Annotated in this window: 12 protein-coding genes; all 12 read left to right on the plus strand. The window is 52.7% G+C overall.

From position 1 onward, the window contains the following. The first annotated feature begins 32 nt into the window (after positions 1-32). Positions 33-1,430 (plus strand): argininosuccinate lyase, encoded by a 1,398-nt coding sequence (argH, locus tag K6V98_RS08435; RefSeq protein ID WP_222200095.1) that lies wholly within the window; start codon positions 33-35, stop codon positions 1,428-1,430. A gap of 619 nt (positions 1,431-2,049) precedes the next feature. After that, on the plus strand, positions 2,050-2,793 hold the full coding sequence (locus tag K6V98_RS08440) for a GntR family transcriptional regulator (protein ID WP_222200096.1): 744 nt from the start codon (positions 2,050-2,052) through the stop codon (positions 2,791-2,793). A 217-nt stretch (positions 2,794-3,010) separates the two neighbouring features. Beyond that, on the plus strand, positions 3,011-3,439 hold the full coding sequence (locus K6V98_RS08445) for a PTS sugar transporter subunit IIA (protein ID WP_222200097.1): 429 nt from the start codon (positions 3,011-3,013) through the stop codon (positions 3,437-3,439). Continuing rightward, positions 3,439-3,936, plus strand: coding sequence for a PTS sugar transporter subunit IIB (locus tag K6V98_RS08450; protein ID WP_222200098.1), 498 nt, complete (start codon positions 3,439-3,441; stop codon positions 3,934-3,936). The genes K6V98_RS08445 and K6V98_RS08450 overlap by 1 nt, the downstream gene beginning before the upstream one ends. Positions 3,937-3,939: 3 nt before the next feature. Then, positions 3,940-4,713, plus strand: a complete 774-nt coding sequence (locus K6V98_RS08455) for a PTS mannose/fructose/sorbose/N-acetylgalactosamine transporter subunit IIC (RefSeq protein WP_222200099.1) — start codon at positions 3,940-3,942, stop codon at positions 4,711-4,713. After that, positions 4,713-5,570 (plus strand): PTS system mannose/fructose/sorbose family transporter subunit IID, encoded by an 858-nt coding sequence (locus tag K6V98_RS08460; RefSeq protein ID WP_222200100.1) that lies wholly within the window; start codon positions 4,713-4,715, stop codon positions 5,568-5,570. The genes K6V98_RS08455 and K6V98_RS08460 overlap by 1 nt, the downstream gene beginning before the upstream one ends. A 157-nt stretch (positions 5,571-5,727) precedes the next feature. After that, entirely contained in the window at positions 5,728-6,789 is a 1,062-nt protein-coding gene (locus K6V98_RS08465) for a zinc-dependent alcohol dehydrogenase (RefSeq protein WP_222200101.1), read from the plus strand. Continuing rightward, positions 6,786-8,321, plus strand: a complete 1,536-nt coding sequence (locus K6V98_RS08470; protein ID WP_222200102.1) for a xylulokinase — start codon at positions 6,786-6,788, stop codon at positions 8,319-8,321. Before K6V98_RS08465 ends, K6V98_RS08470 begins: the two co-directional genes overlap by 4 nt. Before the next feature lie 56 nt (positions 8,322-8,377). Continuing rightward, positions 8,378-9,232: a class II aldolase gene (locus K6V98_RS08475; protein WP_222200103.1), complete on the plus strand. Its 855-nt coding sequence runs from the start codon at positions 8,378-8,380 to the stop codon at positions 9,230-9,232. 175 nt (positions 9,233-9,407) lie between these two features. Continuing rightward, positions 9,408-9,818 (plus strand): nucleoside-diphosphate kinase, encoded by a 411-nt coding sequence (gene ndk, locus K6V98_RS08480; RefSeq protein WP_222200104.1) that lies wholly within the window; start codon positions 9,408-9,410, stop codon positions 9,816-9,818. A gap of 286 nt (positions 9,819-10,104) precedes the next feature. Next, entirely contained in the window at positions 10,105-11,280 is a 1,176-nt protein-coding gene (rpsA, locus tag K6V98_RS08485) for a 30S ribosomal protein S1 (protein WP_222200105.1), read from the plus strand. Between the two features lie 208 nt (positions 11,281-11,488). Continuing rightward, positions 11,489-12,949, plus strand: coding sequence for a Sapep family Mn(2+)-dependent dipeptidase (locus K6V98_RS08490; RefSeq protein WP_306792869.1), 1,461 nt, complete (start codon positions 11,489-11,491; stop codon positions 12,947-12,949). Positions 12,950-13,050: the final 101 nt, after the last annotated feature.

The following is a 13,050-nucleotide window of genomic DNA, read 5'->3' on the forward strand; positions in this document are numbered from 1 at the left end:
AGTTTTTGAGACGTGAGGGAGGAGCAGCCACCATGGCGCTTTGGGATGGCAGGTTTGAGACAGGTGCAGCAGCAGAGACCTGGGAGTTTGGAGCCTCGCTGCCCGTTGACTGTGAGCTGTATCAAGAAGATATTGCAGGCTCACGCGCGCACGCTGCTATGCTTGCCGCTCAAGGGATTATCAGCGAAGAGGACGCCGCACAAATCAAAACAGGTCTTGATTCTATTGAGGCCGATATTGCCACCGGCTCTTTTGACTTTGATATTCGCGATGAGGATATCCATATGGCGGTGGAGGCCGAGCTCATTCGTCGCGTCGGGGAGCCAGGAGCGAGGCTACATACCGGTCGCTCCAGAAATGACCAGGTCGCAACTGACACACGCTTAGGAGCAAAAAAGCTCGCACGCGCACTCATGGAAGATGTACTGGAGCTCCAGCGCTCTTTGTTGAGTGCAGCTGAACAGCATCCGGGTGTCATCCTGCCTGGTTGCACGCATTTACAGCACGCCCAACCGGTTCTGCTTTCTCATCATCTCTTAGCGTATTTCTGGATGCTGTCTCGGGATTTTCAGCGTTTGAATGCCGCCTATGATGCAGCGAATCGCTCACCCTTGGGTTCTGCTGCTCTAGCCGGTACGGGCTATCCCATTGATCGGCGGATGACTGCCTACGAGCTTGGCTTTGCCGACGTGATTCCCAACTCGCTCGATGCGGTTTCTGATCGGGACTTCTTGCTTGACCTCTCATATGCTGGGTCGGTATGTGCTATGCATCTTTCGCGGCTTGCAGAAGAGATTGTGCTGTGGAGTTCGCCCGAGTTTGGCTACCTCACACTCTCGGATGCCTACGCTACGGGCTCAAGCATTATGCCGCAGAAGAAAAATCCTGATTTTGCTGAGCTGGTGCGCGGAAAAACTGGCAGGGTGTATGGCAACCTCATGCAGCTCTTGGTAACTATGAAGGGGCTTCCTCTGGCATACAACAAAGACCTACAAGAAGATAAAGAAGGCATGTTTGACACGGCGCGCACCCTCTCGATGTGTCTTTCTGTGATGAGCGGCATGATTACAACCGCTCAATTTAATGCTGACGCTATGCGTGCTGCGTGCAGCAAGGGCTATCTGGCAGCAACTGACGCAGCAGACTATCTGGTGCGCAAGGGCATGGCCTTCAGAGACGCTCACGCAGTTGTAGGGAGACTTGTGTTGCTCTGCGAGCATCGGGGCTGTGAGCTGTCAGATCTATCTCTCGCTGATCTACGGGGTGAGTGTGAACTCTTTGCTGACGATATTGCAGGAGCGCTTGATTTAGATCGGGTTGTTGCTGCGCGTACGAGCGAGGGCGGCACGGCACCGACGGCGGTTGAGCACCAGATGCGTTTGGCTCGTACCGACATTGTGATGGGCGAGGCAGTGCTTGCCGGTAAATAAGGCAGGCTATAAGATGGGCTGTCGCCTGTCTTCTAGGGCGCGCTTACGGTTCGTGGCGGCAATAAGGCAGGCTGTAAGAATCTTACGCACGCATTGTTGGGGTTCCAGCGGTGCGTGTCGGCAAATAGGACAGGTTGTAGGACGGACTGTCGTGCGGTAGGCGGTAGCTCGATATCATTTACTGAGCCTCATCGCTTCGCCGCCTGTAGTCACCTCGGTACCACTTGGGTATGCAAGCATGCGCATGCTCACTCGTGATCGCTCATCAAATTCATAGCTCTACCTGCCATATGAGGCGCAGAACTACCGTTTACCGAGTCGTATCGACCGTTCACAGGTTCTATATTCTCAAAATAATATACAAAATAATAGTGATCAGATCTGTAAATATACAAACAGCAGGTCAAAGTTGTTCACTCAGGTCTAGTGCTTTGGGCGGATTGTGTCGCCACTTGTCCAGTCAGGTTCATTCTGAGTATAAAACCTCAAGATTGATGTACAGAAAAGTTCGTACATGCTTGATGCTTTTGAGCCTGCATATCTGCGCTAGCCTGCGAGATCTCAGACGTTGTATAACCATGTACAGCAAGACACGGGAGCGACGGAGAAGGAGGCTTCAATGGGTGTAGCGCCAGCAGAGTTGAGCAATTCTGTTCAGTTGCATATTCAGGCCGCAAACTATATGCGCGAGCGTATCTACGATCATCTGTGGGAGCCTGACGACCAGATTCCTACTGAGCATGAGCTCTGTGAGATTCTTGGCATGAGTCGGGGTACGGTTCGCCGCGCAATCCGCGCTCTGGTGGATGAGAACTTGCTCGTGCAGATCCGAGGTAAGGGCACCTTTGTTTCCCGTACGGTCTTTACCCATCCAACTGGCAGCACCCTCATTTCATTTGCTGAATCCCTGCGCTCTCAGGGTGTGAGCTTTACGACCCGTGTGGTCAAGCACGAGGTCGTGCCTGCCGATGAGCGGCTGGCATCAAAGCTTTTCTTAAAGGTGGGCGATCCGGTGCTCACCATGGATCGCGTGCGCTCGGTTGAGGGCAAGCCCGTTTTGCTTTTGCAAAGTTGTATCAATCTCAAGGTGCTGCCCGGCCTTGAGAAGATCGATTTCAATACGCACACCCTGTTTGCCACGATTGAATCTATGTTTGGAAAGCGTATTGGGCATTCAAACGCACGCTATGCAGCCTGCGTAGCAGGGGAGGAGCGCGGCGAGCTGTTGCATGTAGGTCCTGATTCCCCGGTTTTACACCTCGAACAGCAAATCTTTCTGACCGACAACACGTCTGCTGAGTGGAGCAACGTCTGGCTCATTGCGAACAACTATGTTGTGGGCACGGTGCTTCAAAGAATCTGATGAGCGGCCCTAGCACCAAAAGCGCAGGGCATGCGAAGCGACTGATGGTGTACGGAAAGCGTCTTCTATGTCTTAGCTGCAGCTGAGGCATTTTGAATAGTCTCTACAGGCTCGACTTAATACACGAAACGTAAGAACTACGAACAAAAAATCATGGAGGAGCTTCCGAGGTGGTGTGTGCCACCCCGCTGGATGGATCATGCGAGAAAGGATCAGGATGAAGTGCATACTCGCCTCACATGGGAGGATGAGCGAGGGTTTGCTCGATACGGTGCAGATGTTGCTCGGCCCGCAAACAGACATTGAAGCCCACGTCTTACTACCTGAGGAGGAGCCAGCTCGCTTAAAAGAGCGCCTGGAGGCAGCGATTGACCCAGAAGACGAAGGCAATATTGTCTTTTTCACTGACCTGTACTTTGGCTCTCCCTTTAACCAGGTTGTAGAGCTTTCTCGAACACACGATATCTATCACGTAACCGGCGTGAATGTGCCGGCCTTAGTTGAAGCATTCGTTGCTCGAAGCGCTGGTAAAACAGCGCGCGAGGTCTCTGAAGCAGCGGTGCTTGGTGCAAAAGACAGCGTGAAAGATGTTCGCAAGCTTATGGCATCTGTGCCAGAGGAAGAAAAAGAAGGGGAGGAGTTCTAATGCGAAATGTTGTACTTGCGCGCGTTGACGATCGCCTGATTCATGGGGAGGTGGTCTCGGTATGGACGCCTTCGCTTTCGGCAAACCGGATTTTGGTTGCCGATGACGATGTGGCCGCAGACAGCTTTAATGTGCGGGTATTGAAATCGCTTGCCCCTGAGGGTGTGAAGGTGTTTGTTTCGAGCGTAGAAGACGCAGCTCGGGGTCTTATGAAAGATCCAATTCCTGGTGAGCGCGTTATTGTTCTCACAAAAAGCCCAATCGCCTTTGCCCGCATGGTTGCTGCTGGCGTGCCCTTGCGTGAGGTGAACCTCGGAGGCATGGGAATTCGGGGAGAGCGCAAGCCCTTTATTAAAAACGTTGCCGCTGATCCTCAAGAGGTCGCAGCTATCGAAGAGCTTCGCGATGCTGGTGTGCGCGTCTTTTATCAGCTGGTACCCGAGCAGGCAGTCATTGAGGTCGATGATGCCCTCGAGCGTGCTCGCAAGGAGGTGTAGGCAATGACGCTGCTTCAAGCGCTTCTGTTAGGCGTTGTGTATTGGCTGGCCATTGGCAACCTGCCCTTTGTGGGGCTCTGGTCGCTCCAGCGCCCCTTGGTGTGTGGATTGGTAACGGGTGTTATTCTGGGCGACCCGGTCATGGGAGCTATGACGGGTGGAACCATCAACCTTGTCTACCTTGGCTTTATTTCTGCAGGCGGATCCATGCCCGCCGATATGGCGCTTGCAGGCATTTTGGGAACCGCCTATGCCATCTCTGGTGGCTTGCCTGCTCAGACTGCTCTGGCCTTGGCCGTGCCTATCGGAATTTTGGGCACAATCGTGTGGTACCTCCGCATGACCTTTGACTCAGTCTTTGTTCATATGGTTGATGGTTTTATCCAGCGCGAACAGTATGAGCGCATCTGGGTGGGAAACGTTTTGCTGCCCCAGATTTTTGCCTTTGTTATTACGGTGTTGCCCTGTACACTCGCGGCATATTTTGGCTCGTCCTATATCCAGTCGTTCATTGATCTCATGAGCGGTTCTGTGCTTACGGTCTTTCAGGTCATTGGCGGGCTTATGCCAGCGCTCGGTATTGCGATCACGCTGCAATACATCTTTAAGGGTGAGTCGGTAGTCTTTTTGTTCCTAGGATTTATTTTGGCAGTCTATTCCGGTTTGGGACTATTGCCGCTCGGAGTCATCGCGCTCATTACCGCCATTGTGTATGTCCAGGTATCTGATCGTGCAGAGCCAGCAGGTGCCAACCTCGCTCACGAGGAGGAATTCTAATGTCTGATACCGACAAGCTTGCTCGACCGGGTGGTCGCATTACAAAGTCTGCTCTTCGACGCTCATGGTTTATCTGGGAGATGTTCCCGCAGACCTGCTATAACTACGAGCGCATGATGGGCCAAGCCGTAGCTCACGTATTCGCCCCCATTGCTCGGATGATTCACCCAGAAGATGCAGAGGCACGTCTTGAGATGATGCGCCGCGAGAGCGAGTTCTTTAATGTCCATATTGAGTTTGGATCCTGCATTTTGGGCATGGCCATTGCGATGGAGGAGGAAAAGGCTCAAGGCGCTCCCATTCCCGGAGAGTTTATTACGAATATCAAGACTTCGCTCATGGGGTCTTTAGCCGGTGTTGGCGATACCATCTGGCAAGGCGTGGTCATCCCCATTTTACTGGGAATTTGCATTGATCTGACCGGTATGGGAGGCGGTAATATCTGGGGTGCCCTCATGTACGCTGCCCTGATCATTGCTGGTGCTCTAACGCTTTCCTACGCGAACTTTATGTTTGGCTACAGAGCCGGTAGTGAGGCTGTTGTTGATTTCTTAGAGAAAGGCACGCTCAACAAGATTTTGAAGGGCGCTTCCATCATGGGCTGCATGGTGATGGGCGGGCTCATTGTGAACTACGTACATGTAACCTGCGGCATTGAGTTTATGAGTGCAGGTACGTCATTCAATTTGCAGACGGGTCTCTTTGATACCGTCATGCCCAAGATGTTGCCCCTGGCAGCCACGATGCTCATCTATGCCCTCTTAAAGCGGCGCTGGTCTTCACTCAAGATTATTGCCCTGATTGTTGTGTTAGGCATCATCGGAGGCCTCACAGGAGTACTTGCCTTCCCAGCCTAGCTCACACTCGATTTTATTACACCTAACTCTAATAGGTATTTTGCCGGTGCAAGCTCGCCGGATAGGGATCGCTTACCCAAATGATACCGAGCGAGCTTGCAGGCTATCTGCCAGATGTTTGTACATCCATCTTCTTTGAACTTGAGGAATCAAACCTATGAAAACCCTGTTGATGTATGAGCCCGGACATGTTGAACTGACCGATTTGCCCACGCCGGAGCCTGCGGCAAGCGAGGTGCTGATTAAAATTGTTGCCTCAGGCATATGCACCAATGACGTCCGCGATTATTTGGGAGATTGCAATTATTCCTATCCTCGCATTGGTGGCCATGAGTTTGCTGGCGTGATTGAGCGCATTGGTTCCGCCGTTGATCCCAAGCGTTTTCGACCTGGCCAATCGGTGGTGAAATACATTATTGAAGACTGCAAGGTATGCCATTATTGCCGGACAGGACACGAAAATATCTGTGAAGAGCATCCCCGGTCAAAGATTTTTCATGCTACAGATGGAATCTCGGGATACTGCGGTTTTGCAGAGTATGTTTTAGCTCAAGCTGATGACATTATGGTGTTTGAGCATGAGCGCTCCTTTGCCAAGATGGCAATGACTGAGCCCGTTGCCTGCTGCATTAATAGCATTGAACAAACCAACGTAAAATTTGGCCAAGATGTTGTGGTCATCGGCGGCGGCACTATGGGTCTGTTGCATGTGATGCTGTTGGTGCGCCGTGGTGCTCGCGTGATTGTAAGCGAGCCTCAACCAGCTCGGCGTGAGCTGGCGCGAAAGTTTGGGGCAGCAGCCGCCTTTGACCCAACTGCATGCGATGCTGTTGCTCGTGTGCGCGAGCTTACAGATGGGCGTGGCGCAGATGCTGTGTATAACACAGCTGCTCATCCAGCAGTTGCTGCTCAGGCAGTAAAGATGTGTGCTCCCTGCGGCACCTGTGTGATGTTTAGCTCGATTCATCCGCGCGAAGATGTTCCCATTGATGCGAGCGCCCTGCATAGTTTCCAGATTACTGTGACGGGTGCAGTCAGTCCTACGATCAGTGCATATTACGAGGCGGTTCAGGTCATTGATAAGGGGATTATCGACCCCTCGCCACTCATTGATAGCACGTTTAAGCCGACCGAATTTGACCAAGCGATTGCCCGGGCTCAAGAGCCTGATTCTTACAAGGTCATCCTCGCCTTTGGAGATGAGGAGGCTCGGTCGTGAACGGTGAAGCACTGTGCATTGGCGTAGATCTTGGAACCTCTTCAGTCAAGGTTTGTGCACTTGGTGCAAACAGACGTGTTTGTGCTGAGGTAAGCCGTGCGTATGAGGTGGACGCACCACGGCCTGGTTGGCGAGAGATTGATCCTGAGCGCTGGTGGGAAGCAACATGCAATGCTCTGGACGCGCTCGTAGCTCAGCTGAGGGGGGCACCGGTGGCAGCGATCGGTGTCACCGGCCAGATGCATACCTTAGTACCAATTGCAATTGAAGGGTCAGCTCTTCGCCCGGCACTCATGTGGAACGATGTGCGCACAGCCTCTCTTTTGGATGAGGTGAGAGATCGGCTGCAGGCCGCAGATGCTTATGAATCTCTCAGAAGTGTTTCTACGGGCTCTGCCGCACTTAATTTATTCTGGATGCGCCGCGTAGAACCTGAGCTCTTTGATCGCTTGAAGTGCTTTCTTATAGGTCCAGACTGGATTGTGTATAAGCTCACCGGAGTGCTGGGAACCGATTTCTGCGAGGCATCAACCTCATCGTTGTTTGACACGAAATCTCGCACCTGGTCTGATGCGGCTCGCGCAGCTCTGGGTCTGCCTGAAGAGATTTTTCCTCAAATTCGAGGCTCTTTGGAAATTGCTGGTGACGTTGTATCGAGCGTGCATATTCCGCAAGAACTTGTAGGCGTGCCGGTCATTGTGGGTACTGGAGACAATCCCGCAGCTGCTTATCCACTTGGATGCTTAACTGAGGCGCGCTCAGCACTATCGCTTGGGACTTCAGGCGTGCTCATGGGTGTGAGACATGCTCGCAGGTCCGGATCTCAAGGGTCTTGTCAAGATAGCCAGCATGCGGCCGATGCTGTTTTTACTGCCGATGTGGCTCAAGATGCCGACCTGCCTGGTAAAACGGTCCTCTTTTCTCCTCACGGTAGGCATTTTATCGAGCTCGTACAGGGCTCGATCCAGTCGTGCGGATCTACTCGTGCCTGGCTTATTGAGCGCATATGTAATACCAAAGACTATGCCGCGATTGATCAGGACATTGATCGTGTTGCCACGGGTAGGGGCGAGCTCATGTTCTTCCCTCATATGTCTGGCGAAAAGACCTTATTTTCTGATCCGAGCCTTCGAGGTGCCTTCTTTGGACTCACACCTGAGACGAGCCGGGCAGATCTTTCCTTAGCAGTAATGGAAGGGATTGCCTACGGATTTAAGCAGCTCTCAGAGTGTATGGGAATTCCTGCAGATACGTCTGAGCCAGTTTTAGTGACCGGTGGTGGGTCAAAAAGTGCGATCTGGCTTCAGATTTTAGTGGATGTTTTTGGCTTGCCCATGCAAGCAGCCGGGTCAGTGAGTGCTGGCTTCGGTGCTGCCTTGATGGCTCAGCAAGCGGCGTGTGAAACGACCTCGTTTTCCCTCCAAGGCCTGGGAGATCCTATTGAGGTGGATCCCGAGGCACATCTTCGTCATATGGCGGCGTACCAAAAATATCTTGGCCTGATTGAGGTGGTGAGACTCGTTTCAGGCTAAGACCGGTGATACGTCAAACGATTGTATGAATTCGGTATGTAGAGAAAGGAACGCTCATGGCTCTCGTCGATATGAACACTCTGGTAGGTATTGCTCAAAGAAGTGGGGTAATGCTTCCGGCGTATAACACCACCAATATGGAAATGACTTTGGCCATCATGGATGCTTTTGAAGCAAATGGGCTGCCCGGTGTGGTACAGATCGCTCCTACCAACGTGAAGCTCACCGGCTATGAGCTTATAGCAGATTGTGTGCGAGCAGCCTCTGAGTCCTATACCGTACCGGTGGCACTGCATCTCGATCATGGCAAAACCCTTGAAGATGTGCGCCAGGCAGTCCTTGCTGGCTTTACCTCAGTCATGATTGACGGAGCTGCACTTCCCTTTGAGGAAAATATTGCATTTTCTCGCCAAGCGGTTGAGTTTTGCCATGTACACGGGGTTTCGGTAGAAGCAGAGCTGGGAGCTATTGCTGGCAAAGAAGATGATCATGTGTCTGAGGCAAACTCTCGCACCAACCCCGATGAGGTAGCAGAGTTTGTTGAGCGGACGGGCTGTGACCTTTTGGCTGTCTCTATCGGAAACGTTCACGGCCTTGAAGAGCGCCCCAATATTGATCTGGCTCACCTTGAAAAGATTGCCAAGGTCTGTCCTTGTCCCTTAGTGCTCCATGGTGGCTCGGGTATTGACCCTCAGATTATTTCTCAGATGGCCAAGCACAAGATGGTAAAGATCAATATTGCAAGTGATCTTCGTCGAGCCTTTATCTCAGCAATACACGATGCTCAAGAAGAAAACCCCAACGAAGCAAACCTGGCAGGCGTATTGCTTCGAGCCAGAGCTGCAGTGAGCGAGGTTGCCCGAAAAACCCAGCTTGCTATTAACGGGCTTGAGGACAAAGCAGCGGCGTAAGGGGAGTACGGGCGCGGGTTGCGGCGTGTGTCTGCGGCGAGGTGTGCAGCCGTGCTGCACGATGCGCTAAGGTATGCCTTCGGCCGCTCGCCTGTCGTTCAAACAAAATCCGTGTTTACAGTCGTGTACTCTGCTAGGATGGAGCACATGAGAAAACCGAAGGAAGGGGGGCCTGATGGCTGCCATTGAACGTACGTACTCCATGATTAAGCCGGATGCTGTTCGCGACCACAAAGTTGGAGAGATTATTTCGCGCATTGAGCGATCAGGTCTTCGCATTGAGCGCATGGAGCTTGCAGAGGTAACTGCCGAGCAGGCGGCTGCAAACTACCATCACCTGGCCGATAAGCCGTTTTACGAAAATCTCATTGCGTTCATTACGAGCGGACCGGTCGTTAAGATGGTTATTTCAGGGTCGTCTGCTGTGGCGAAGATGCGCTCACTGATGGGTGCCACCGATCCATTGGAGGCATCTCCCGGTACCATTCGTGGAGATATGGCTCTCGATGTTAACTCAAATGTAATTCATGGTTCTGATAGTCCTGAGAACGCTGAGCGCGAAATTAAGCTTTTCTTTGGTGCCTAGCGCCTTGATTCCCCTGTATAACAGGGGGTGTTATCTGCTGTTTGAGTGACTGCGTCTGTGAAGCGAGGCATGATTGAGAGCCACGTTGGCTCTCCGTTTATCGCCAATTGAGCAAAGTCCTGCTCCCTAACGGTGCCGCTTGCGTAAAACTTGCGTGTTAACGCTTGAAATCGTGGACGATTCAACGTAGTCTAACGGGACGTGACTGTGGACGCGGTCACCATTGTATCTGTCGGCCCCCGAGAGTACCGCGATCGGGGCCCCGTAGTTCGAAAGGGGTCCACCCTTGAGTGAGATTCAGAACTCGTCCATCTTCTCCCTTGACGATGTTGATGAGGAGGAGATGAACAACCTGATCGACGGCACCATCACCGATTTTGATGAAGGTGATCTGGTCAACGGCACGATCGTTAAGATCGAGCACGACGAGGTCCTCGTAGATATCGGCTTTAAGTCCGAGGGTGTCATTCCTGTACGTGAGCTCTCGATTCGCAAGGATGCCGATCCGTCCGAGTTGGTAAACCTGGGCGATTCCATTGAGGCTCTCGTGCTTCAGAAGGAAGATAAGGACGGTCGCCTGGTTCTTTCCAAGAAGCGTGCCGAGTACGAGCGTGCTTGGAACCGCATCGAGGAGAAGTTCAACTCCGGCGAGAACGTTGAGGGCGAGGTCATTGAGGTTGTCAAGGGCGGCCTGATCCTCGACATTGGTCTTCGCGGGTTCTTGCCTGCTTCCTTGGTCGATCTTCGTCGCGTGAAGGATCTCACCTCCTATCTGGGCACCTCCATTGAGGCTCGCGTGATCGAGATGGATCGTAATCGCAACAATGTGGTGCTTTCCCGCCGCGTGGTGCTCGAGGAGTCCCGTAAGGCCGAGCGCTCCGAGATTCTCTCCAAGCTCAAGAGCGGCATGCGCCTCATGGGCAGCGTGTCTTCTATTGTGGACTTCGGTGCCTTTGTGGATCTTGGCGGTATCGACGGTCTGATTCACATCTCCGAGCTTTCTTGGAACCACGTCAACCATCCTTCCGAGGTTGTCAAGGTTGGCCAAGAGGTCGAGGTCGAGGTTCTGGATGTGGATCTCAACCGCGAGCGTATTTCTCTGGGTCTCAAGCAGACCACCGAGGATCCTTGGCGCGCACTCGTTAAGAAGTATCCCGTTGGTGCCATTGTTGAGGGTACCGTTACCAAGCTCGTGCCCTTTGGTGCCTTTGTTGATCTTGGTGAGGGAATTGAGGGTCTCGTGCACATCTCCGAGATGGCCAACAAGCACGTTGACCAGCCCAATCAGGTCACCCAGGTGGGCGAGAAGGTTCAGGTTAAGGTCATGGAGATCGACCTCGATCGCCGTCGTATCTCTTTGTCCATGAAGGCTGCTGCAGAGACCTTGGGCATCGAGATTGAGGTTACGCCCATGCCTTCTGAGGAGACTGAGGCAACCGAGGAGACTGAGGACGCCGAGTAGGCTGTTCTCTTTACAAGTTTCTTAATCGCTTGTGCTCAAGCACCCCGTCACTTCGGTGGCGGGGTTTTTCTTGCGCATTCGCTGCATGCTTTGCTCTCATGATCGTGGCCGTTGTAGTACATGCGGGGTTTTTCTTGCGCATTCGCTGCACGCTTTGTCTACGGTGAGGCTGCATGAATTGTTAGCTGGGTATAACGGGAGAGATCAGATGGCATATCGTGAAAGGACTTCCATGAACGCTGAACTCAATCAGGATATTGATACTTATATTGATGAGGTGTGGGACGATGTTTGTGCCGATATTGCGCACCTCGTGAGCTACCCCTCAGTTGCAGATACTGCCCTTGCAGCTCCCAATGCCCCATTTGGTCCTCACGTGCGCGCAGCACTTGATGCAGGTCTTGGTATTGCCAAGCGGTTAGGCTATGCCGTGTCTGACGATGAGGGCTATATGGGCATGGCTGATATCGCAGGCAAGCGATCCGAGCAGATTGCAACCATTGCGCATATCGATGTGGTGCCGGCAGGTCCTGGTTGGGATAGCGATCCCTTTACCATGCGCCGCCGCGAGGGCTGGTTTATTGGACGAGGCGTAATTGATGATAAGGGGCCAGCGGTACTTTCCTTATATGCCGGAGCTTACTTTTTGCGTCGGAACATCGTGCCCAACTATAGTTTTCGGGCGCTTCTGGGCTGCGATGAAGAGGTGGGCATGACTGATGTGCAGCACTATCTCAAAAATCATCCCGAGCCTGCCTTCCTCTTCACGCCTGATGCGGAGTTTCCCGTCTGTAATGCAGAAAAGGGCGTTTTTGCAGGAAGCTTTACGAGCGTAGATATTGAGCAACCCCGGATTCTTGCATGGAGTGGAGCTGAGGCAGGAAATGCAATTCCTGGCCAATCGGTGCTCGAGCTTGCCGTGGATGCGCGCGAGCTTCCCGAGCCAAAGGTTCATGCTGATCGTATAACGATTGAAGCAGCTGCTCCGGGAGTATCGCGTATCTCTGCTCGAGGTATCGGAGGACATGCTTCTCTGCCTGAAGGCACGCTCAACGCCATAGGCATTGCGCTGACGTATCTTCGCGAAATCGATGCTGATCTTTCTGATTTCTTGCGTGCAGAGGAGCGTGCTTTTGTAGAGCTCCTTGCCATCTTGCTTGCAGACACAACGGGTGAAGCAGCAGGTATTGCATGTGCGAATGAGGCGTTTGGCGCACTCACGCTCAATGCCGGAACGATTGCTGTCAGATCAGATTCCAAGCTTGAGCAGTCGGTTGATATTCGTTTCCCGGATGCTACAACAGGAGATGATTTGGCTCAGGCTCTACGTCTGCTTGCTGAGCGCTTTGGTGCAAGCTTTACGGTAGGCCGCGTGAAAGATCCCTTCTCGGTCTCTGCAGATTCCCCAGCTGTTCAGGCGCTTTTGGAAACGTATTCCGAAGTAGTTGGTACGCCAGCAGCTCCATTTAGTATGGGTGGTGGTACGTATGCTCGCAATTTTAAACGTGCCGTTTCCTTTGGGCCGGAGGATCGCGATCGTAAGCTGCCTCCATTTGGAGGGCCGATGCACGGGCCAAATGAATGTGCATCCGAGGCGCTTTTAAAGCAGGCACTGAAGATTTACATCCGAGCCCTTCTTAAACTCGATGCGCTTGACCTGTCTGCGTGAGTCGGCATGAGCTCTCATGTAAGTAGGCGGTAAAGTACTCGTCTTATGACGGTAATTCTTCGTTAGTACCCGGTAATAGGTCGCCAGTGTCGCTCAAAGCG

It is taken from the genome of Collinsella ureilytica, assembly GCF_019795105.1.
GTDB lineage: Bacteria > Actinomycetota > Coriobacteriia > Coriobacteriales > Coriobacteriaceae > Collinsella > Collinsella ureilytica.